Source organism: Qipengyuania xiamenensis (genome assembly GCF_019711495.1).
Lineage (GTDB): Bacteria > Pseudomonadota > Alphaproteobacteria > Sphingomonadales > Sphingomonadaceae > Qipengyuania > Qipengyuania xiamenensis.
On record NZ_JAIGNM010000001.1, the window covers coordinates 833,661 to 853,355 of the forward strand.

Genomic DNA, 19,695 nt, shown 5'->3' on the forward strand with positions numbered 1-19,695 from the left:
CCGGCACATGGCACGAACAGACAAGCTTCTCCTCCTGATCGGGATTGCTCTCAGCCTGTTCGGCGTCATTATTGCTATCGATCTGGTGATGGCCTTGGGAGCGGAAGCGTGTTCGGCAGGGCGTTGGACAGCAAACTGCTACCCTTGGGGCGCCGAGGGTCCGGCCGCCGAATCGTGGCGCTACACCAGCAAGGCAGTCTATCTCGCCAGCGGGACGGCGATATCGGTCCTGCCTATCGCGGCGACCGTCTCGCTTCTTCTGGGCGGCAGGAAGGGTTCCGGGCCATCCCGGATGCATCGCGCGATCGCGGCCACAGCGCTGGCACTCACCGCCGCATTGATCCTCGGCTGAGTTAACCCATCCCGACCTTGCGGAAGTGATAAGCATGGTCGCCGAAGATCGTGTCGCAGGCCAGCAGGCGCTTGTGGTAGTGGCTGACGCTTAGCTCGTCGGTCATGCCGACGCCGCCGTGCGTCTGGATGGCGGCTTCTCCGACGGCCCGCCCCAGCTTGCCGATCTGTCCCTTGAGGATGGCGATATCGCGCGGGGTCGCCGCCCCGGATTCGGCCAGCGCTGTGGTGTAGATCAGCGTCGCGCGCGCCTTGGTATAGGCGATCTTCATATCCGCGAGGCGGTGCGCGACGGCCTGGAAGGTCGCGATCGGCACGCCGAACTGCTTGCGCGTGTGGGCATATTCGCCGGTCATCGCGACGAGGGCTTCCATCGCGCCGACCGCCTCCGCCGATTGGACGATGATTGCTTCGGAGATGATCTTTTCGACTGCCTCTTCGGAGGCCTGAAGCTCGGTCGCGGCGACATCGTTGAAGGTGATGTTCGCTGCGCTGCGCCCGTCGATGGTCGTGTAGGCGCGCGCATCGAGGCCCTCCGCCCCCGCTTCGACGAGGTAGAATGCGGGAGGGCCGCCCTCGCCCTTCCTTGCCAGCACTACAATGGCATCCGCATCCCCGCCCGCATGGACGAGGCGCTTTTCGCCGGTCAGGCGCGCGCTGTCTCCGCTGCCCTGCGCGGTCATCGTGACCAGCTCGGGCGAAGCCGTCCCGTGTCCTTCCTCGAAAGCGAAAGCGACCACTGCCTCGCCCGAGACGATCTTTTCCACCCACTCCTGCGCGGCCTCATGCCCACTCTGCGCAAGCGCCGAGCCTGCAAGAATGACCGAGCCGAGATAGGGTTCGATCACCAGATGTTTGCCGAACAGCTCGGCAAACGCGACGCAATCGGAGATCGAACCGCCGAGACCGCCCTGCTCCTCGCTGAAGGGCAGCGCCAGCAGGCCAAATTCGGCGAATTGCTGCCATGCGTCGGCTGACCAGGGCGCGTCCGAGTTCACCAGCTTCTGGCGAGTGTCGAAATCGTAGCTCTTTTCCAGGAACTTGCCGACGCCATCGCGCAGCATCTGCTGTTCGTCCGTGAAGCTGAAATCCATCGGCTTAGCTCCCCGACACCGTGCGGGCGATCAGGTCGCGCTGCACTTCATTGGAACCGGCGTAGATCGTGGTCGCACGGCTGTTGAGATAGAGCGGCATGGAGACGAGATCGAACTCGCTGCCGAGCGGTTCTACGTTCGAACCCACACGCAGGGCCTCCAGCTGCCGCGCGAGGCCGTCTACGCCTGAAACCTGCGTCATCAGCACCGAGGCGCGCTGCACCAGCTCCGAATTGATCGTCTTGTTCATCGAGGGGAACGCGGGATCGCGCGCGATCTCGTGACCGCTGATCGCCAGCTTCTCGAAATGCCCGAGCGAGGCGATGTCCGCTTCCAGCTCACCGATCTCGCGCTGGAAAACCGCATCGTCCGCGACCATACCGCCGAAAGGCGAAGGCGTCTTCTCGGCCGCTGCCCGCGCCCTTTCGCAATAGCGCATCAGCGTCGGGCTCGCGGCATTGCCGCCGCCGCGCTCGTGCTTGAGGAGGTGCTTGGCGACGCTCCAGCCGTCGTTCTCCTCACCGACGCGGCCCGACTGGGGTACGCGCACATCCTCGAAGAAGACCTCGCACTGTTCGGGGAAGCCGTCGAGGCCCACGATCGGACGGATTTCCATGCCCGGATAGTCGATCCGGTCGAGCAGCAGGAAGGTTATGCCTTGCTGCTTCTTGCCCTCGTTGCTGGTGCGCACGAGCATGAACATGCGGTTCGCGTGATGCGCGTATGTAGTCCAGATCTTCGAGCCGTTGATGATGTAGTCGTCGCCATCGGGCTCCGCGCGGCAGCTCAGCGAGGCGAGGTCGGAACCGGAGTTGGGTTCCGAATAGCCCTGCGCCCAGAAATCGTCGCCATTGAGGATGCCGGGAAGGTAGCGGTCCTTCTGCTCCTGCGTCCCGATGTCGATCAGCAGCGGCCCCACCATGCCGAGGCTCTGCGGCAGCAGCGGCGGAAGGTCGGCCTTGCGATATTCCTCGGCGAAGATGAAGCGCTGCTCCACGCTCCAGCCGGTGCCGCCGTATTCCTCGGGCCAGTGCGGGGCCACCCATCCCTTTTCATAAAGGATGCGGTGCCATTCCATGCATTCCTTGAACGGGGCGAAGACGCTGGTGGTCTTGCGGCCGGCCTCGCGAATGGCGGGCGTGGGCGCAGTGGCGAAGAACTCTGCAACTTCGGCGCGGAATGCTTCGAGCTCGGGTGCGAATTCGATCTTCATCTCTCTCCCCATCGTCCCCGCCATGTGGATTGGCCGGGATCGATGCCCTTCATGCACGCCGAGGGCGCGCGCTGCTACCCGCAAATGGGATTAGCCCGATACAGGAGAGCTATCGCAGTACCCGCGGGCCGCTGCCGCCCTCGCCCCACTTGTCACCCGCATTGTAGAGCGCGCATTTCTTGAGGGAGAGGCAACCACAACCGATACAACCATCGAGATCCTCGCGCACCTTCTCGAGAGCGGCGATCTGCGCGTCGATGCGCTGCTTCACTTCCCCGCTTATCCGCTTCCAGTCGGCGGCATTGGGAGTGCGACCCTGCGGCAGGCCGGCAAGCGCATCCTCTATCTCCGACAGGGAAAGGCCGAGTTTCTGAGCAATCAGGATGAAACTCAGCCGTCGGATGTCGCTGCGCAGGAAACGCCGCTGGTTGCCCGCGGTGCGATGCGGTTCGACCAACCCCTTCTCCTCGTAGAAGCGGATTGCCGACACCGAGAGGCCGGTGCGGCGGGCGAGATCGCCGATTGGCAGGAGGTCGTTCGCTTTCATCGATCACAGCGATAGCGAAAACAAAGCTTGACCTCAACTTAGCTTGAGGTTGCATATCCTTGTGCATCGCAATCGAGCCTGCCCAACGCGCAGGCTGCAAAAGGAGATGCACCATGGCACACCCGAAACCACAGGGCCGCCTCGAACACGCCAATATCTCGGTCACCGACCCCGAACGCAGCGCCGCCCTTCTGATCGACCTGCTCGGCTGGAAAGAGCGCTGGCGTGGCCCTTCGATGAAATTCGGAAGGTCCGTGCATGTCGGCGCCGATCACGACTACATCGCGCTTTACACAGGCGACCACGTGAAAGGCGAATACCGGAAGGGCCAGCCGCTCAACCACATCGCCTTCACCGTTGGCGATCTCGACGCGGCGGAAGAGGTGGTCGAGCGCCATGGCCTGAAGCCCTTCGGTCACGACGATTACGAGCCCGGCCGCAGGTTCTACTTCTTCGACTGGGACGGCATCGAATTCGAGGTCGTCAGCTATGAATGAGATCATCCTGCGCCGCCCGATTTTCCAGAGCAGACCCGATAGGAAGGATAGAGGAAAGCCTAACTCGGCAACTGCCCCGTCTGCCGCAGCGCTTCGCCCAGCGCGAGGCCCGCGCTGGTCGCCAGGTTGAGCGATCGGACCTCCGGCTTCATCGGCAGGCGTACGCTGGCGTCGACCTCTGCCCGCACGGCATCGGTCACGCCGGCGCTTTCCTTGCCGAAGAGGAGGATGTCGTCGGGCCGGTACTCGAATTCATAGGAGGACAGGGTCGCGCGGGTGGTGAACAGCACCAGCCTGCACCCTGCCCTCGCCTCGCGGAAAGCATCGAAACTGGCGTGGCGCACGACCTCGACATGATCGATGTAGTCCATTGCGGCGCGGCGGACGCGGCGGTCGTCCCACGGAAAACCGAGCGGCTCGATCAGGTCCACGCCTGCACCCATGCAGGCACCCAGCCGCATCACATTGCCGACGTTTCCGGCGATCTCGGGTTCGAACAGCGCGATCCGCATGGCGACTAAAGCAGCCCTACCTGGCCTTTGCCCGACCATGGCACCTTGGTCCGGTCGAGCACGAGTTCGCCCTCCCACGGACGGCAAAGCGCGCGGGCCTCATCGGGCGAACCGCCGGTCCACGTGCTCCAGTCGTCCTTGGCGAGCAGCACCGGCATACGCGTGTGCACCTCTTTCGCCAGACCGCCAGCATCGGTCATGACCATGGAGTAGCAATCGCCCCATTCGTCCGAATTGCGCCATACGCCTGCGCAAGCGAACAATTCAGCGTCGGGCCGCGAGAGCCAGCTACGCGTCTTGCCGCCCTTCGGCCCCTCGGCCTCCGCCCATGCAGTGACGGGGATGAGGCAGCGGCGTTCCTCGAAACTGTAGCGCCAGAAGAAGCTGTCGAGCTTGTCGGTCCGCGCGTTGTTGACCGGCTTCGGCTTCAGCGGCTGGCCGCTCTTGCCCTTCATCACCAGCGGGAAACCCCAGCTCATCTGCGTGAGCTTGCCCTCGGCGACGACTGCGCCCGGATACCCGGGATAGACTTCCGCACCGAAATTCGCGCCGCCGAGCTCGTTCACCACGTCGAACCAGGCCGCGACCTCGTCCTTGTTCTTGGTCATGCGATAGAGATTGCACATTACGCGTTCCCCACGACAAAGCAGGCCGCAGCGACCAAGGCACCGGTCCAGCGGTTCGACCGAAACCGCTCAAGCGGATTACCCGGGTCTTCTCCATCGAGCGTCGAGACCTGCCACAAGAGGTGTCCGGCAGCCGGAAGCAGCGCAAGCAGCGCGATCCAGTCGGCACGGTAGAGCCAGAATGCGAGCGCCCAGAGCGCAACCGCTCCGGTGTAGAACAGCGTCACCCCGCCCTTGATATGGCCGCCAAGCCTCAGCGCGCTGGAGCGAATGCCTACCAGCGCATCATCCTCGCGGTCCTGCATGGCGTAGATCGTGTCGTAACCGATCACCCAGAGCGCTGCGCCCGCATACATGGCAGCCAACGCATCCCAGTTATCGGCGCGCAGCTGGGTCCAGCCGACCAGCAGGCCCCAGGTGAATACCATGCCGAGCCATGCCTGAGGCCACCAGGTAATGCGCTTCATGAAGGGATAGGCGGCGACCAGCGCGAGGCTCGCAAGAGCGACGATCTGCGCGAGGGGCCGCAACTGCAGCAGGACTACCAGCCCCACGAGGCAAAGGACCAGCAGCCAGCCCCAAGCGAGCTTCTTCGATACCCGTCCGCTTGCAACGGGACGGCTGGCCGTGCGCGCAACCTTTTGGTCCAGCTTCGCATCGACGATATCGTTGTAAACGCAGCCCGCGCCGCGCATGGCGATGCTGCCCAGGAGCAGCCAGCCGAGCAGCGCCCACTGCCAGCCTGCGCCGGTCAGCCACACGCCCCAGACGCACGGCCAGAACAGCAGCCACCAGCCGATCGGCCGGTCGAACCGCGCAAGCTGTGCGAGATCGCGCGGAAGCTGCGGCAGGCGCGCGACAAGGCCGCGATGTTCGCTGTCGGGGACGATTTCAGGTGCCGCGCTGTCGCTCATGGCTTGCTCCCTACAAGCGCACGTGCCACCTGCAAAGCCATGCCTGCAACACCCGCCTGGCCGCCCAAGAGCGCACCCCGCCTGTTCGTCGAAAACCCGCTTGCCGCCGATGCGCAAGTCGTGATCGAGGGCAATCAGGCGCATTACCTCGGCAAGGTGATGCGCGTTTCGCCCGGCGATGCAGTGATCCTGTGCGACGATGTGACGGGCGAATGGGCGGCAGAAGTCGTCGATGCGGCCAAGCGGCACGTCACCCTTTCCGTGAAGGAACAGCTGCGCGAGCGCGAGGAAGTGCCCGATTTCTGGCTCTGTCCCGCGCTGCTCAAAAAAGACCGGTTCGACCTCGTGCTCGAGAAGGCGACCGAACTGGGCGTTGCGCGGATCGCGCCCGTGGTCACGCGGCGCTGCGTCGCGGACAAGCTCAATGCAGAGCGCGCCGACACGATAGTAACCGAAGCGGCGGAGCAATGCGCGCGCACGGCTCTTCCCGAAATCGCACCGGTCCAGAAACTCGAGGCGCTGCTGCGCGACTGGCCCGAAGAACGCATTCTCTATTTCGCGGACGAGGACGGGGGAGAGCCTGCCGCCGACGCGTTTTGCTATGCAGACGATCCGGCGGCGCTGTTGGTGGGGCCGGAAGGCGGCTTCGACGATGCCGAAAGGGCGATGATCCGCGCGCACCCCAATGCGCGCCCGATCAGCCTTGGTCCTCGTATCCTTCGCGGTGAAACCGCTGCTATCGCCGGCACAGCCGTGTGGATGGCCGAGGCGGGCGACTGGCTCGACGAGGAATAATTTCCTTTTCACGCAAGGTTCGGTTGCCTATCGCCACCGATCATGAGCACGCGCGATACTTCCGCCAAGGACGATCCGATCATCGAAAGCCGCGACCAGCTGGTCGCGCCGATGCAGAAGGGCGAGAAACCCAAGGCCGATTGGCGCATCGGGACCGAGCACGAAAAGCTCGTATTCCACAAGAGCGATCACCGCGCCCCCAGCTATGACGAGAAGGGCGGCATTCGCGATATCCTCCTGTCGCTGCGCCAGTTCGGCTGGGAGCCTGTCGAGGAAGGCGGCAAGGTCATCGCCATGCGCGGGGCGGACGGGACGGTCAGCCTCGAACCGGCCGGACAGCTCGAATTGTCGGGCGCGCCGCTCGAAAACCTCCACGAGACATGCGCCGAAACGGGTCGCCACCTCCAGCAGGTGAAGAAAATTGGCGAGGCTCTCGATGTGGGCTTCCTAGGTCTCGGCATGTGGCCGGACAAGACCCGCGAAGAACTGCCGATGATGCCCAAGGGGCGCTACGAGATCATGAAGCGGCACATGCCGCGCGTCGGCACGCTGGGCCTCGACATGATGCTGCGTACCTGCACCATCCAGGTAAACCTCGACTATTCGAGCGAAGCCGACATGGCGCAGAAGTTCCGCACCGGTCTTGCACTCCAGCCGCTCGCGACGGCGCTGTTCGCCAACTCGCCATTCACCGAAGGCAAGCCGAACGGATACCTGTCCTATCGCAGCCATATCTGGAGCGATACCGACCCGCACCGCACCGGCATGCTGCCCTTCGTGTTCGAGGACGGCTTCGGCTACGAACGCTGGGTCGACTACATGCTCGACGTGCCGATGTATTTCGTCTTCCGAGACGGAAAATACATCGATGCTGCGGGTCTGAGCTTCCGCGACTTTCTCGAAGGAAAGCTCGAAGTGCTGCCGGGCGAAAAGCCGACCGAGAGCGACTGGTGGGATCACCTGTCCACCGCCTTCCCCGAAGTGCGCCTCAAGAGCTTCCTTGAAATGCGCGGCGCCGACGGCGGTCCGTGGAGCCGCATCTGCGCCCTTCCCGCTTTCTGGGTCGGCCTACTCTATGAACAGGATGCGCTCGACGCAGCGTGGGACCTGGTCAAGCACTGGACGATGGAAGAGCGCGAGGAGCTTCGCAACGCGGTTCCCAAGCTTGCACTCGACGCGTCCATCCCGGGCGGCGGCAAGCTGCGCGATCTCGCGAGGGAAGTTCTCGCCGTCGCGCGCAGCGGACTGACCTCAAGGGCCCGCTTCAACAGCTCGGGCGACAACGAGACCGGCTTCCTCGAAACGCTGGACGAGATCGTCGCCAGCGGGAAGGTCCCGGCGCAGGTCCTGCTCGACCGCTATCATGGCGAATGGCAGGGCGACGTTTCACGAGTCTACAAATACAGCTTCTGAGCGAAGGAGAGAGGCGATGATCCAGATCAACGGCACCATCAAGCTGGGCCGCACGATCGATGCGGCAACCCAGAAGGCCATCGTCGAAATGGTACGCGCGAGCCGCGCCGAAGATGGCTGCCTCGACTATTCCTTTGCCCGCGACATCGCCGATCCCGACACGCTGATCCTGTTCGAACGCTGGCGCGACCAGGCGGCGCTCGCCGCGCATGGCGAAAGCGCGCACATGGCAACCTTCCGCGAGGTCATGGCGGCGAACCCGCCCGCCTCGCAGGAACTCAGGATGTACGAAACGGACGAGGGCCAGCCGCTCGGCTGACCCTTCCGGTCCTTACCGGAATGCCGTGACGCGGCCGCTGTCGTCGAGCACGTAGAGCGTGTTCTGCGCCACGACGGGTGCAAGGCTCACCGGCTCTTCAAGTTCGTGGAACAGCGTGGCCGAACCTTCTCCGGTGCTGATCCGGTAGATCTGGCCTTCCGAGTTCGCCGCCCACAGCTGGCCGCCGGCCAGAACCGGACCCTGCCAGAAGATCGGGTTCTTCTTCTTTTCCTCGTTCCGGTAGCGCGGCAGCTGGGTCAGCCAGCGCACCTTGCCCGTGTCCGCCTTGATCGCGAGGAGCTTGCCCTCGTCGGTCAGCGCGAAGACCCAGTCACCGGCGATGGCGGGCGTCGAGATACCGGCCACGGTCAGTTCCCACAGGCGCTGGCCGGTTACCAGCTCATAAGCGGCCATGCGGCCACCCTGGCCCAGCGCATAGACGCGGCCATTGTGGATGATCGGATCGGCGTCGATGTCCGACAGCGCGCCGACCTGCGTGGAGATCGAGGTACGAGCCAGAGCATCGGCCCACAGGCTGCGGCCGTTCTCGTAACGATAGGCGATGAGTTCGCCCGAGGTGTAGCCGGCGACCACGGTGCCCTGGCCTGCCGCCGGAGCGGCGACGCCGAACACGCCAGCCATGGTCGTCGAGCCCGATTCCTGCCACTGGAGCGCACCGTCATTCCCGTCGAGCGCGAAGAGCTGGTTGTCCTGCGACATGACGAAGACGTTTCCGAACGCGACAGTGGGCGAACCGCGCAGCGGACCGCCGGGCTTCACCTTCCACTGCTGCGCACCGGTATCGGCGTCGAGCGCATAGACATTGCCCGCACCGTCCGTTCCGTAAAGGCGACCGTTGTCGAAGCTGACGCCCCCGCCGAAGGCAGAAGCGCGCGTATCGTCGGTAATGTCGCTCTGGTAGTTCCACAGCGCCGCGCCGGTCTGCGCGTCGAACGCAGTCACGCGGCCGTCGGTACCTTCGACGAAGAGCTTGCCTCCGCCGATGACGGGCGATGCGCCGAGGCGGCGGCGTTCACCGGCACCTTCGACATTGACCGTGAATGCGCGGGCGGGCGTTTCCGCCAGCGCCAGATGGCCGTAGCTCTTGCTGGCCGTACCGCCAGCCTGGCCCCAGACGTCGTTTGCCTGCGCTGCGGGCAGCACGACCGGCGTACCGACGAGAGCGGGATCGACCTCGGCACCGGTGGCGATGCGCGATAGGATCGGCTGGCGATCGCCGAGGGTCGGCGTATCCTTTTCGCCGTCGCCACCACCGAACAGGCCGCCGCTGCAGGCACCCAGCGCAAGTGCGAGGGATGCGCCGGAACCGGCACGCAGGATGGTCTTGAGATTGATCTGGCTCATCGAAATTCCGTTTCTTTTCATTCGTTGACGAGCGTGGGCGCAGCCGTACCACCGCTCTGCACGTCGAGCAGGTCCTGCACGTCGTCCACGGCATTGACGCCAAGGCTCGAAGCCAAGTTGAGCATGCGCGCACGCGCCGTCATCGGGGTATTCTCGTCACGCGCGATTTCCGCGAACAGCGCAGCTGCCTCGTCGCGCTTGCCCTGTTCGAGATAGGCATGGCCGAGCAGTTCGCCCGCCGATGCGAAGAAGGGTTCGCCCGGCGCCGCCAGCGGCTGCATAGCCGCGACGACCTCATCCGGCTTGATCGTGTCCATCTGGAGCGCCGTCATGCGGATCAGCGCCAGATTGCGGATTTCTTCGGGAGCACCTTCGGCATTGGCGACTTCGCCGAACAGTTCGATTGCCTGTGCGTCATCGCCGTTCTGCGAAAGCAGGCCCGCGCGCACCATCTTGGCGCTGTAGACCGCGCTGCCTTCACCATCGACCTGAGCGAGGCGGGACAGGGCGCTGGCTTCGTCACCATCGCTCAGCTTTTCGAGCGCAAGGACGAGCTGTTCGCCCGACGCTTCGATCGCCTTTTCCTGCTGGTTTTGCCAGTAGATATAGCCGCCGAAAGCCGCGAGGCCGAGGATTACCAGCCCGAGCAAGGGCTTGCCGTAAGTCGAAAGGAAGCTGTCGAGATCGCCCTGCCTGACGGCATCGTCGACTTCGCGCAGCAGCGCTTCCTGCTCTGCAGCTTCGGCCTTGGCCTTCTTTTCTTCGCGGGTCGGTTCGGTCTTGGGTGTGCGGGCCACTGTGGCGCGGGCTCCAGTATTGGCTAAAATTGAATGGGCGGGTCTTTAAGCATCGCACCGCACAAGGGCAATGCTTTCGACCCTGTTGCGGCAAGCCTGTCCCCGCCCGCGTGAATGCGCGATGAAAGGCATTACAGCTCGATCTGCATCGCGCTGCCGTAAAGGCGGCGGTAGGTCGCGATGGTCTTGTCGCGATCGAAGCGGGCAACCGCATGGGCGCGATTGGCCTCGCCCACCGAGCGGCGCGCTGCCTTGTCCTTGGCGAGACCGCCCAGCTTTTCCCCGAGCGCCGTCTCGTCGCCCTTCTGGAAGAGCCAGGGATGGTTGGCGTCTGCGACAGTATGCGCAAGCTCGCCTTCGTCCGGCACCACCAGCGGCGCTCCGGCCGCCATGGCCTGTACGCCCGCCTCGGGAAAGCGCCCCGCATCGGCTGCAACGGCGAAGATATCGAGCAGGCCCATGACCTTTTCCGGCTGTGCCGTCGTGCCGACCCAGTGGACCCGGTCGTTCAGTTCGAGCGCGTCGATGGTCTGTTCCGCCTCTGCGCGTCCCGCACCCTCGCCCAGCACGATCAGGTGCCAGTCATCGCCAAGCGAGGAAAACGCGCGAACCAGCATCGGCAGGTCCTGAGCGTCTGCCTGGTCGACATGCGTGCCGACCCAGAACTCGCCGGGACGCTTGATGACCCTGAAGCCATCGGGCTTGGGCTGCTTGGCGAACAGTTTCGTATCGACGCCGGGCGCGATGCGTTTGACGCGGCCGAGCGGCTGCTGCCAGTCGACCAGCGCCGCCTCTTCCAGCTTCTCCGACGGCACCACGAGGCCCGACGACTTGCCGAGGGCGATCCGGCGATACCACGTCCGCCGCTTCGAAAGGCGCCTCGCCTCGGCCTCACCGAGCGAAAACTCGTGGTGGATCAGCGGCGGAAGCTGCATCGCATCCTTGAACAGCGTATGCGCCATCGCCGCATCCATCGCCCCCCAGCCATGCGTCAGCACGAGATCGAAGGGCGTCATTGCACGGGCGAGCTTCTGCAGCCGTCCGGGAGTGGGAACACCCTCCAGCGGCGGGAAATGCGATGCCTGCTTGAGCGTCAGCCCCTTAGGCATCGCCTGCATGACCAGATCGTCATCGGTGACGATCGTATGCCGCAGCCTGCGCCCGTAATGCGCGATCAGCCCAGCCGCCTCGCGGTCGGGATAGATATGGAGGACGTGCGGCGGGATGCCGTCGTTGGGTTTGCTCATTTGACGGAGGCGAGCAGCGCTTCGACGGCGCTGCGGACTTCGGGTTCGTCGAGCGTCGGCGCATGGCCAGCGTGCGGGACCACCACGGTGTCCGCATCGGGCGCACGCTTCTGCATCTCGGCCAGCGTTTCGGCGCTGAGAATCTCGGAAACCTCGCCGCGGACCAGAACCAGCGGCTTGCCTGCCAGTGCCTCGAAGCCCGGCCACAAATCGGGCGGGACGGCGTTGTCGTCGACCTCGTTGAAAGGATCGGCGATTTTCATGTCGTAATCGAACGCGATGCGGCCATTGTTGCACAGCGTCATCGAGCGCTTGGCCATGGCAATCCAGTCATTCGTGTCGAAACCGGGATGCGAGGCGCCGTGAACTTCCTCGAGACTGCGGGCAGCGTGCATCCAGGTGGGGAAGCTGCCGCCCTTGCCAAGGTAGGTCTTGATCTTGTCGATCCCGCGCGGATCGACCACCGGCCCGATATCGTTGATCAGCGCGCCAGCCAGCCTCTGCGGGGCGAGTTGCGCGATCAGCATGGTCATCAAACCGCCCATCGACGTGCCGATGGAGACGAAACGGTCGATCCCTTCCTGCTCGAGCAGTGCCATCACGTCCGCGATATAGGTCGGCACGGCATAGGTCGCGCTGTCGTCGGCATAGGCGCTCTGGCCGCGGCCGCGCATGTCGGGCACGATGACACGGTGGCCCTTCTCCGCAACGAAAGGCGCCAGCCCCTCGAAATCGCGGCTGTTACGGGTCAGGCCGTGAAGGCACAGGACGGGCAGTTTGTCGCCCGCATAATCGCGGAAATACAGCTCCAGCCCGTCGGGGCTCTGCCAGCTGCGCTCGCTGAAATCGCTATCCATGAATGCTGCGGTAGCGCCACCTGAAGCAAATTTCGAGAGACGACTTGCATGCGCGTGCCTGCTTCCCCATCCCCCACATATGCCCAGCGCCCCCAAACCCGCCGAATACCGCCCCGAAACGCCGATCACTCAGCTCGCCGACTGGCTTGGCGATGAGGTACGTGTGGCCGATTTTCCCCAAGCGACACTGCGTTTCCGCAACGATCGCTGGGCCGCTGCGGTGGGTCTCGAGAATCTGTCCGACGAAAACTGGGTCAGGCATTTCGGACGCTTCGAACCCCTGCCAAATAACCTGCCGACACCGCTAGCGCTCAGGTATCACGGCCACCAGTTCCGCGTGTACAACCCCGAAATCGGAGACGGGCGCGGCTTCCTGTTCGCCCAGATGCGCGATTCTTCGGACCGCCTTCTCGATCTCGGGACCAAGGGTTCGGGGCAGACGCCGTGGAGCCGCGATGGCGACGGACGCCTGACGCTGAAAGGCGGCGTGCGAGAAATCCTTGCGACAGAAATGCTCGAGGCGCTCGGCGTGAACACGTCCAAGACCTTCAGCATCGTGGAGACCGGCGAAGAACTGACACGAGGCGACGAGCCCTCGCCAACGCGTTCCTCGGTCATGACGCGCCTCAGCCACGGACATATCCGCATCGGCACCTTCCAGCGCCTGCTCGCGCTGGAAGAGGAAGAGCACATGAGACAGCTGGTCGACTACTGCCTCACCCAGTTTCCCGGCCCTCCCCCGCCGGACGATGCGCCAAGCCGCGACGAGCCAGCCGTCCAGCTGATGCATCTCGTGGTCGAACGCATGGCCGATCTTGCCGCAAGCTGGATGGTCGCAGGCTTCGTCCACGGCGTGCTCAACACCGACAACATGAACATCTCGGGCGAAAGCTTCGACTACGGACCCTGGCGTTTCCTGCCGCAGTGGAAGCCGGGTTTCACCGCTGCCTATTTCGACCACGCGGGGCTCTACGCCTTCGGACGCCAGCCCGAGGCGCTACACTGGAATTGCGGGCAATTCGCGATCGCGCTGCGCCTCATCTGCGATGCACCTCCGCTGATCGCGGCAATGGAGCGCTTCGGACCGCTCTACATGGAAGCGGTCGGACGACGCTGGTGCTGGCGGCTGGGTGTCGCGAGCCGTGGCCTCGAGGAGGACGGAAAACTGGTCGGGGCATGCGAGGCGGCGATGGCCGAAAGCGGCGAGCAGCCCGACGCCTTCTTCTACCGCCTGCGCGGGGGCCGCAATGCCGAAGGCGAGCTTGGCGCCCTACTGGCGGGGTACGAGGCTGTCGGTGACAGCCACGAATATTGGGAAGAGAACGCGCCCGAAAGCATGCTCATCGACGAGGTCGAGGCGATCTGGTCGGCCATCGACGAACGCGATGACTGGGCGCCGCTTCACGACAAGGTTGCGCGCCTGCGCCGGATGGGCGAAGCGCACGGACGCGCGCCTGCGCCATGTGCACATATTAGCCGAAACTCAATTTGACCTGCCTAGAGAGAAAGCACATAGGCAATTGCAGATAGAGCAACGGGTTCAGGGGCAAGGATTCCAGTGTCGGACGTAATGATTTCCACCGAACCGGCGACCGGAAACGAGATCTGGCGCGGCAAGATCGGCGATGTCGACGAGATCCTGGAGCGTGCGGCAAAGGCGCGCACCGGATGGGCACGCGAATCCGCCGCTCGTCGCATGGAATTCATGCGCCGCTTCGCCAACGAAGTCCTCAAGCACGCAGAACCCTTCGCCGAACTGATCGCGCGCGAAACGGGCAAGCCGCTGTGGGAAGCGCGTACCGAAGTCGAGGCGGTGAAGAACAAGGTAGAGATTTCGATCTCCGCCTATGCCGAACGCACCGGCCAGAAGAAGCTCGACAGCGCGCTTCAGGGTTCGGCGGCGCTGCGCCACAAGCCACATGGCGTGATGGCCGTACTCGGCCCCTATAATTTCCCGGCTCACCTGCCCAATGGCCACATCGTGCCCGCCCTCATCGCGGGCAATGTCGTGGTCTTCAAGCCGAGCGAAAAGACCCCCGCCGTCGGCGAATTCCTCGTGAAGCTGTTCCATGAAGCGCAGGTGCCCGAAGACGTGGTGCAGGTGGTTCATGGCGGCGCGGAAGCGGGCAAGGCGCTGGTCGCGCACCCGCTGGTCAACGGCGTCCTGTTCACCGGCTCCGCGCGTGGCGGCATCGCCATCAACCGCAAGCTTGCGAGCGATCCTTCCAAGATCGTGGCGCTCGAAATGGGCGGTAACAATCCGATCGTCATGCTCGAGACGCCAAAGATCGAGGATGCGGCGGTCACCATCATCCAGTCGGCATTCACCACCGCCGGCCAGCGCTGCACCGCTGCGCGCCGCCTGGTCGTGCTCGACAGCATGTATGACGAAATCGTGCCTGCGGTGACGAACCTCGCGCAGCGCCTGCTGGTGGACGAACCCTTCGCCGATCCGCAGCCCTTCATGGGCACGGTGATCGACAACGAGGCAGCGGATATGCTCATCCAGAGCTACGAGGCGCTGACCTCGCACGGGGCCGAAACGATCCTGGAAATGACACGCAAGGACGACAGCCTGCCGTTCCTCACGCCCGGCATCATCGACAGCACGGCGATTGCCGAACGCCCAGACGTGGAACTGTTCGGCCCGCTGCTGCAGGTCATACGGGTCAAGGATTTCGACGAGGCTATCGCGGAAGCCAACAACACGCGTTATGGCCTCTCCGCTTCGCTCGTCGGCGGCAAGCCCGCCGATTTCGAACGTTTCTGGAGCGAAGCCCGCGCCGGCATCGTCAACTGGAACCGTCCGACCAACGGCGCTTCGTCCGCCGCACCTTTCGGCGGCATCGGCCTATCGGGCAACCACCGTCCGGCCGCCTACTACGCAGCCGACTATTGCGCCTATCCGGTGGCCAGCTCCGAGCTGGACCAGCCCCGCGCAAGCATCGGTGTCGGCCTGGCCGACACGGTCAAGAAGACCCGCAAGTCCAAGGACGCGCATAAGTAAAGGGCGCCGCCCGCCCCTCGTTGCGAGGATCCGGACGACGCCCAGAACGACCCGAAGGCCGCCCTCGAGCTGCGGGTGGGCGCAGCCCGAAGTTCGTGAGAATTAGCCGCAGCGAGTGCTGGAGCGGTCGATCGAGCGACCGAGCAGCGCACCAGCCGCGCCACCGATGATCGCGCCGAGGGTGCGGTCTCCGCCGCGCCCTGCGACTTCATGACCGATCAACGCGCCGACTCCGGCACCGACCAGCAGGCCCGTCGTGCCGTCGTCCTTCTCGCAGTAATAGCGATCGTCGCGGCCGCGCCAGATGCGGGTGTTGCGATAGACCGGCTGACCCCAGTTGCGGTCGTAACGCATGTAATAGGGGCGCTCGCGATAGTAGCTGCGGTCGTCATAGTAACGACGGTCGTCGTAATGACGGCCGTGATAACGACGATGCTTGCGCTTCTTGTGTTTGTGATGACCGCGACCATGCTCGTAGACCGTGTCGCCTGCCATCACGTGGGCCTGCGGAGCGGCTTGGACGGGAAGCGGTGCGGCGGCTGCCGGTACAGCGAGCGTCAGGCCCGATGCGGCCAGCGCCAGCGATGCGGTCTTCAAAATGCGGTTCATGTTCTTTGTCCTGTGGATCGTGTTCGACTCGGTGGAGCCTCGATACCGTTCAGGTTTACGCTCGCCATCCTGAACAGAATGCAACGCAAACGACAGATTTGCGTTAATCGACGAACCGAATATCAGGCTGCGACGAGATGAGGCTTGCGGCGGCGAAAGCCGCGCACTAGGCGCCGGATGTTCATGGACACGACAGAAACCGAGCATGGCCGCAAGGGTCTCGTCGCGGCGTTCACGGCCTATGTCATCTGGGGCTTCCTGCCGCTCTACCTGATACTGGTGAAGAGCGTTCCGCCGTTCGAATTCGTCGGTTGGCGTATCATCTGGACCCTGCCGATCTGCCTCGTGATCGTGGCATTCCGCAAGCAACTACCGGAGCTGAAGCGCGCGCTGTCCAATCGCAGGACGATGATGTGGTTGCTCGCCAGCTCTGCCCTGATCGCGGTCAACTGGGTGGTCTATGTCTGGGCGATTCAGGCCGGCAATGTCTACGCGGCCAGCCTAGGCTACTACATCAACCCGCTGTTCAACGTCCTTCTCGGCACCCTGCTATTGAAGGAGCGCCTGACGCGCACGCAGTGGGCAGCGGTCGGGCTGGCCATGATCGGGGTCTCCCTGCTGCTCGGCGGAGCCCTGACCACGCTGTGGATCAGCCTGACACTCGCCATCAGCTTCGGTACCTATGGCCTTATTCGCAAGCAGGTGGACGTGGGTGCCCTGCCCGGGCTCACCATCGAATCCATCGTCCTGCTGCTTCCTGCAGCCGGCGTCGCCTGGTTCTACGCGCAGTCGCCGATGGGCTCCTCGATCGACGATTCCACCGGTCTTACGCTGGCGATCATGCTCGGCGGTGCGCTGACGGCCTTCCCGCTGCTGCTGTTCGCCATCGCGGCCAAGAAGCTTCCCTATTCGACGCTGGGTTTCATCCAGTTCCTCGCGCCCAGCATCGTCTTCATCCTGGGTCTGACCGTCTTCGGCGAGGAACTGAAGCCCGTCCAGGCCGCCTGCTTCGCCTTTATCTGGACGGCAGCAGCACTGTTCGTCTGGGACCTGTGGTCGCGCTCTAGGAAGCCAGCCGCCACTTGAGCGTTTCGCCTGCGTGGAAGGGCACGATCTCGGCCTCGCCGCCCTCGACCTCTGCCGGCACTTCGACCGGAGCCTTCTCCAGCGTGATCGTCTGCTCGTTCACCGGAAGGCCGTAGAATGCCGGGCCGTTGAGGCTGGCGAATGCTTCGAAGTGTTCGAGCGCGCCTTCTTCATCGAAGACCGTGACATAGCTCTCGAGCGCGAAGGGCGCGTTGAAGATACCCGCACAGCCGCAGTCGCTTTCCTTGGCGTGGCGATGATGCGGTGCGCTGTCGGTGCCGAGGAAATACTTGGCCGAACCCGACGTCGCCGCCTTGCGCAGCGCGAGCCGGTGTTCCTCGCGCTTGGCGACCGGCAGGCAGAACATGTGCGGACGGATGCCGCCGACAAGGATCGCGTTACGGTTGATATGCAGGTGCTGCGGCGTGATCGTCGCGCCGATGCGCGGACCCGAGGCATCGACAAACTCGACCGCCTGCTTGGTGGTGATGTGTTCGAAGATGACCTTGAGATCGGGCAGCCGCTCGACCAGCGGTGCGAGGATCCGGTCGATAAAGACAGCCTCGCGGTCGAAGATGTCGATCTCCGAGTGCGTGACCTCGCCATGCACGCACAGAGGCATGCCGATCTCGGCCATGCGCTCGAGTACGCCTTCGATATTCGCTACATCGGTGACGCCATGCGCGGAATTGGTGGTTGCGCCAGCCGGATAGAGCTTGGCCGCGGTCAACACGCCATCGGCAAAGCCGGCCGCCATGTCGTCGGCATCGGTTTCGTCGGTGAGATAGGCGGTCATCAGCGGCGTGAATTCCACGCCTTCGGGAACGGCGGCAGCGATGCGGTCGCGATAGGCCGCCGCGAGAGCGCTGGTGGTCACCGGCGGCGCAAGGTTCGGCATCACGATCGCGCGGGCGAACTGGCGGGCCGTATGCGGCACCACGGCGCGCATGGTCTCGCCATCGCGGAAGTGCAAATGCCAGTCGTCGGGGCGGCGGATGGTTAGCGATTCGGATGCCGTGTTCATGACGGTTGCCTATGACGGGCAGGCGCCTATCTGTCACGCATGACAGCAACCCGACTGACGAACCGTGCCGTGATCCGCCTCAGCCCGCAGGGGGAGGACGGCGACAATGTCGTCGATTTCCTCCAGGGCCTGCTGACAAACGATCTCAGGCAGCCGCTGCCGGTCTACGCCGCCCTGCTGACGCCGCAGGGCAAGACCATGTTCGACATGTTCGTCTGGCCGGCAGGCGATGGCGCAATCCTGCTCGATTGCGAGGCCGAGGTTGCACAGGATCTTGCCAGGCGCCTGACGCTCTATCGCCTGCGCCGCCGGATCGACATCGCGGTCGACGAGAGCGTTGCAGTGCATTGGCAGGGACATCAGGGAGACGGCGGCGCGCCCGATCCCCGGCTTTCCGCGCTCGGCCAGCGGTGGCTTGCCCCTGCGCAGGATGGCGAAGACGCGGCAGACGATGCCTATCTCGAGCACCGCCTTTCGCTGGGTGTGCCGGAAGGACGTGCAGAGCTGGGCGATATTCTCTGGCTCGAGACCAATGCGGTGGAGCTTCATGGCGTCGCCTTCGACAAAGGCTGCTACATCGGGCAGGAGAATACCGCCCGCATGAACTGGCGCAGCAAGGTCAATCGCAGGCTTGTCGTTGTGCCGCTGGACCAGTCGGACGAGAAACGCCGCAAGGTTGCCTACGAGAGCCTCGGCCTCGCAGTCGATCACCTGCGGGTCAGCGACATCGATGCAGAGAGCGCGCCGGAATGGCTGCGCGAGAGCTTCAAGCCGGCGGAGTAACGGTTTCCAGCGAACGGACCAGCATCCGCTCGGCGCGGTCGCGCGCCGCGGTGTCGGGCAGGCCGAGCGAACGGGCGAGTGCAGTCCCGATCAGCGCATCGCCCATGGCCATGAGCACCAAGGCCAAAGTCTCTTCATGAACCTGCGTCGCATTTCCGGAATGCGCGGCTTCTTCAGGCGCAATCTCGTCGACCAGCTCGTGAATGGTCTCCACGATCGGGGTCAGCGCGTCTTCATTGCCGGTCAGGATCATCCAGCTGGCAAGCGCGCCTGCACCTTCCTTGTCGAAGGCATCGAACGCCAGGTCGACCACTTCTCGCGGACTGCCCAGCCCTGCGCGGCTGGCGCGAACCGCATCGGCAATGGTTGCACACACCGCCTCTGCCAGGTGCCCGGCCAGTGCCTTCTGCAATCCGGCAGCCGAACCGAAATGGTGGAGCAGGTTCGCGTGGGTGCGCCCGATTCGCCCGGCAACCGCCTTCAGCGTGACCGACTGCGGCCCCGTTTCGATCAGCAGCGAACGCGCCGCTTCGAGCGCGGCCAGTCGGGATTCCTCGGGGGAAAGTCGTTTGCGAGTTGCCATTGCCGATCAGCGTTAACCCATCCCCGCTCGAACGCAAAGCCGATAGCCAAGCATTA

Annotated in this window: 22 protein-coding genes; 9 read left to right on the plus strand and 13 right to left on the minus strand. The window is 64.3% G+C overall.

Annotated features, from left to right (window positions below; translation table 11 throughout):
- The first annotated feature begins 7 nt into the window (after window positions 1-7).
- On the plus strand, window positions 8-352 hold the full coding sequence (locus tag K3165_RS04150) for a hypothetical protein (RefSeq protein WP_221547543.1): 345 nt from the start codon (window positions 8-10) through the stop codon (window positions 350-352).
- A 1-nt stretch (window position 353) separates the two neighbouring features.
- On the opposite strand, the gene K3165_RS04155 is transcribed toward K3165_RS04150, so the two are convergent.
- The 3 genes from K3165_RS04155 to soxR form a co-directional block, all read right to left on the minus strand.
- Window positions 354-1,445, minus strand: coding sequence for an acyl-CoA dehydrogenase family protein (locus K3165_RS04155; RefSeq protein ID WP_221547544.1), 1,092 nt, complete (start codon window positions 1,443-1,445; stop codon window positions 354-356).
- 4 nt (window positions 1,446-1,449) lie between these two features.
- A complete protein-coding gene (locus tag K3165_RS04160; protein WP_221547545.1) occupies window positions 1,450-2,658 on the minus strand; it encodes an acyl-CoA dehydrogenase family protein in 1,209 nt (402 codons plus the stop codon).
- A gap of 109 nt (window positions 2,659-2,767) precedes the next feature.
- Complete coding sequence (gene soxR, locus K3165_RS04165) at window positions 2,768-3,205, minus strand: redox-sensitive transcriptional activator SoxR (RefSeq protein WP_221547546.1); 438 nt, start codon at window positions 3,203-3,205, stop codon at window positions 2,768-2,770.
- 113 nt (window positions 3,206-3,318) lie between these two features.
- On the opposite strand from soxR, the gene K3165_RS04170 reads away from it, so the two are divergent.
- Entirely contained in the window at window positions 3,319-3,702 is a 384-nt protein-coding gene (locus tag K3165_RS04170) for a VOC family protein (protein WP_221547547.1), read from the plus strand.
- A 59-nt stretch (window positions 3,703-3,761) separates the two neighbouring features.
- Here the strand turns inward: K3165_RS04170 and K3165_RS04175 are convergent, their stop codons facing one another.
- Genes K3165_RS04175 through ubiA form a run of 3 tightly spaced genes read right to left on the minus strand, consistent with a single transcriptional unit; the run spans window position 3,762 to window position 5,754 of the window.
- Complete coding sequence (locus tag K3165_RS04175) at window positions 3,762-4,214, minus strand: tRNA (cytidine(34)-2'-O)-methyltransferase (protein ID WP_221547548.1); 453 nt, start codon at window positions 4,212-4,214, stop codon at window positions 3,762-3,764.
- A 5-nt stretch (window positions 4,215-4,219) separates the two neighbouring features.
- Window positions 4,220-4,840: an SOS response-associated peptidase gene (locus tag K3165_RS04180; RefSeq protein ID WP_221547549.1), complete on the minus strand. Its 621-nt coding sequence runs from the start codon at window positions 4,838-4,840 to the stop codon at window positions 4,220-4,222.
- Window positions 4,840-5,754, minus strand: coding sequence for a 4-hydroxybenzoate octaprenyltransferase (gene ubiA, locus K3165_RS04185; protein ID WP_221547550.1), 915 nt, complete (start codon window positions 5,752-5,754; stop codon window positions 4,840-4,842). The genes K3165_RS04180 and ubiA overlap by 1 nt, the downstream gene beginning before the upstream one ends.
- A 39-nt stretch (window positions 5,755-5,793) precedes the next feature.
- On the opposite strand from ubiA, the gene K3165_RS04190 reads away from it, so the two are divergent.
- From K3165_RS04190 to K3165_RS04200, 3 genes are read left to right on the plus strand one after another with little or no spacing between them, the layout of a single operon-like run.
- Window positions 5,794-6,549, plus strand: coding sequence for a 16S rRNA (uracil(1498)-N(3))-methyltransferase (locus K3165_RS04190; RefSeq protein ID WP_221547551.1), 756 nt, complete (start codon window positions 5,794-5,796; stop codon window positions 6,547-6,549).
- Between the two features lie 42 nt (window positions 6,550-6,591).
- On the plus strand, window positions 6,592-7,962 hold the full coding sequence (locus K3165_RS04195) for a glutamate--cysteine ligase (RefSeq protein WP_221547552.1): 1,371 nt from the start codon (window positions 6,592-6,594) through the stop codon (window positions 7,960-7,962).
- Window positions 7,963-7,978: 16 nt separating this feature from the next.
- A complete protein-coding gene (locus tag K3165_RS04200) occupies window positions 7,979-8,281 on the plus strand; it encodes a putative quinol monooxygenase (RefSeq protein WP_221547553.1) in 303 nt (100 codons plus the stop codon).
- 12 nt (window positions 8,282-8,293) lie between these two features.
- Here K3165_RS04200 and K3165_RS04205 read toward each other — a convergent pair whose 3' ends face one another.
- The 4 genes from K3165_RS04205 to K3165_RS04220 form a co-directional block, all read right to left on the minus strand.
- Window positions 8,294-9,646, minus strand: coding sequence for a PQQ-like beta-propeller repeat protein (locus K3165_RS04205; protein WP_221547554.1), 1,353 nt, complete (start codon window positions 9,644-9,646; stop codon window positions 8,294-8,296).
- Window positions 9,647-9,663: 17 nt separating this feature from the next.
- A complete protein-coding gene (locus K3165_RS04210; RefSeq protein ID WP_221547555.1) occupies window positions 9,664-10,443 on the minus strand; it encodes a tetratricopeptide repeat protein in 780 nt (259 codons plus the stop codon).
- 131 nt (window positions 10,444-10,574) lie between these two features.
- Window positions 10,575-11,690: a glycosyltransferase family 4 protein gene (locus K3165_RS04215; protein WP_221547556.1), complete on the minus strand. Its 1,116-nt coding sequence runs from the start codon at window positions 11,688-11,690 to the stop codon at window positions 10,575-10,577.
- Window positions 11,687-12,547, minus strand: a complete 861-nt coding sequence (locus K3165_RS04220; RefSeq protein WP_221547557.1) for an alpha/beta fold hydrolase — start codon at window positions 12,545-12,547, stop codon at window positions 11,687-11,689. Before K3165_RS04220 ends, K3165_RS04215 begins: the two co-directional genes overlap by 4 nt.
- 79 nt (window positions 12,548-12,626) lie before the next feature.
- Here K3165_RS04220 and K3165_RS04225 point away from each other — a divergent pair, with 79 nt between their 5' ends.
- Together K3165_RS04225 and astD are read left to right on the plus strand one after the other, a co-directional pair.
- Window positions 12,627-14,039 carry a protein adenylyltransferase SelO family protein gene (locus K3165_RS04225; protein ID WP_221547558.1) on the plus strand — a complete coding sequence of 471 codons (1,413 nt, stop codon included), beginning with the start codon at window positions 12,627-12,629 and terminating at the stop codon, window positions 14,037-14,039.
- A 66-nt stretch (window positions 14,040-14,105) separates the two neighbouring features.
- Complete coding sequence (astD, locus tag K3165_RS04230; protein WP_221547559.1) at window positions 14,106-15,554, plus strand: succinylglutamate-semialdehyde dehydrogenase; 1,449 nt, start codon at window positions 14,106-14,108, stop codon at window positions 15,552-15,554.
- A 102-nt stretch (window positions 15,555-15,656) separates the two neighbouring features.
- Here the strand turns inward: astD and K3165_RS04235 are convergent, their stop codons facing one another.
- A complete protein-coding gene (locus K3165_RS04235) occupies window positions 15,657-16,163 on the minus strand; it encodes a glycine zipper 2TM domain-containing protein (RefSeq protein ID WP_221547560.1) in 507 nt (168 codons plus the stop codon).
- A 183-nt stretch (window positions 16,164-16,346) separates the two neighbouring features.
- On the opposite strand from K3165_RS04235, the gene rarD reads away from it, so the two are divergent.
- Window positions 16,347-17,249 carry an EamA family transporter RarD gene (gene rarD / locus K3165_RS04240; protein ID WP_221547561.1) on the plus strand — a complete coding sequence of 301 codons (903 nt, stop codon included), beginning with the start codon at window positions 16,347-16,349 and terminating at the stop codon, window positions 17,247-17,249.
- Here rarD and pyrC read toward each other — a convergent pair.
- Entirely contained in the window at window positions 17,227-18,273 is a 1,047-nt protein-coding gene (gene pyrC / locus K3165_RS04245; protein ID WP_221547562.1) for a dihydroorotase, read from the minus strand. The genes rarD and pyrC overlap by 23 nt on opposite strands.
- Before the next feature lie 39 nt (window positions 18,274-18,312).
- Between pyrC and ygfZ the strand changes: the two genes are divergently transcribed.
- On the plus strand, window positions 18,313-19,056 hold the full coding sequence (gene ygfZ / locus K3165_RS04250; protein WP_221547563.1) for a CAF17-like 4Fe-4S cluster assembly/insertion protein YgfZ: 744 nt from the start codon (window positions 18,313-18,315) through the stop codon (window positions 19,054-19,056).
- Here the strand turns inward: ygfZ and K3165_RS04255 are convergent.
- Window positions 19,040-19,639: a TetR/AcrR family transcriptional regulator gene (locus K3165_RS04255; protein WP_221547564.1), complete on the minus strand. Its 600-nt coding sequence runs from the start codon at window positions 19,637-19,639 to the stop codon at window positions 19,040-19,042. The genes ygfZ and K3165_RS04255 overlap by 17 nt on opposite strands.
- Window positions 19,640-19,695 lie beyond the last annotated feature (56 nt).

What these genes read in the sequence shown, in the direction of transcription:
- K3165_RS04235 (WP_221547560.1), bottom strand. Translation starts at nt 16,163, where the DNA reads ATGAACCGCATTTTGAAGACCGCATCGCTGGCGCTGGCCGCATCGGGC.
- ubiA (WP_221547550.1), bottom strand. Translation starts at nt 5,754, where the DNA reads ATGAGCGACAGCGCGGCACCTGAAATCGTCCCCGACAGCGAACATCGC.
- K3165_RS04175 (WP_221547548.1), bottom strand. Translation starts at nt 4,214, where the DNA reads ATGCGGATCGCGCTGTTCGAACCCGAGATCGCCGGAAACGTCGGCAAT.
- K3165_RS04195 (WP_221547552.1), top strand. Translation starts at nt 6,592, where the DNA reads ATGAGCACGCGCGATACTTCCGCCAAGGACGATCCGATCATCGAAAGC.
- K3165_RS04170 (WP_221547547.1), top strand. Translation starts at nt 3,319, where the DNA reads ATGGCACACCCGAAACCACAGGGCCGCCTCGAACACGCCAATATCTCG.
- ygfZ (WP_221547563.1), top strand. Translation starts at nt 18,313, where the DNA reads ATGACAGCAACCCGACTGACGAACCGTGCCGTGATCCGCCTCAGCCCG.
- rarD (WP_221547561.1), top strand. Translation starts at nt 16,347, where the DNA reads ATGGACACGACAGAAACCGAGCATGGCCGCAAGGGTCTCGTCGCGGCG.
- K3165_RS04205 (WP_221547554.1), bottom strand. Translation starts at nt 9,646, where the DNA reads ATGAGCCAGATCAATCTCAAGACCATCCTGCGTGCCGGTTCCGGCGCA.
- K3165_RS04150 (WP_221547543.1), top strand. Translation starts at nt 8, where the DNA reads ATGGCACGAACAGACAAGCTTCTCCTCCTGATCGGGATTGCTCTCAGC.
- pyrC (WP_221547562.1), bottom strand. Translation starts at nt 18,273, where the DNA reads ATGAACACGGCATCCGAATCGCTAACCATCCGCCGCCCCGACGACTGG.
- K3165_RS04220 (WP_221547557.1), bottom strand. Translation starts at nt 12,547, where the DNA reads ATGGATAGCGATTTCAGCGAGCGCAGCTGGCAGAGCCCCGACGGGCTG.
- K3165_RS04225 (WP_221547558.1), top strand. Translation starts at nt 12,627, where the DNA reads ATGCCCAGCGCCCCCAAACCCGCCGAATACCGCCCCGAAACGCCGATC.
- K3165_RS04160 (WP_221547545.1), bottom strand. Translation starts at nt 2,658, where the DNA reads ATGAAGATCGAATTCGCACCCGAGCTCGAAGCATTCCGCGCCGAAGTT.
- soxR (WP_221547546.1), bottom strand. Translation starts at nt 3,205, where the DNA reads ATGAAAGCGAACGACCTCCTGCCAATCGGCGATCTCGCCCGCCGCACC.
- K3165_RS04190 (WP_221547551.1), top strand. Translation starts at nt 5,794, where the DNA reads ATGCCTGCAACACCCGCCTGGCCGCCCAAGAGCGCACCCCGCCTGTTC.
- K3165_RS04215 (WP_221547556.1), bottom strand. Translation starts at nt 11,690, where the DNA reads ATGAGCAAACCCAACGACGGCATCCCGCCGCACGTCCTCCATATCTAT.
- K3165_RS04155 (WP_221547544.1), bottom strand. Translation starts at nt 1,445, where the DNA reads ATGGATTTCAGCTTCACGGACGAACAGCAGATGCTGCGCGATGGCGTC.
- K3165_RS04255 (WP_221547564.1), bottom strand. Translation starts at nt 19,639, where the DNA reads ATGGCAACTCGCAAACGACTTTCCCCCGAGGAATCCCGACTGGCCGCG.
- K3165_RS04180 (WP_221547549.1), bottom strand. Translation starts at nt 4,840, where the DNA reads ATGTGCAATCTCTATCGCATGACCAAGAACAAGGACGAGGTCGCGGCC.
- K3165_RS04200 (WP_221547553.1), top strand. Translation starts at nt 7,979, where the DNA reads ATGATCCAGATCAACGGCACCATCAAGCTGGGCCGCACGATCGATGCG.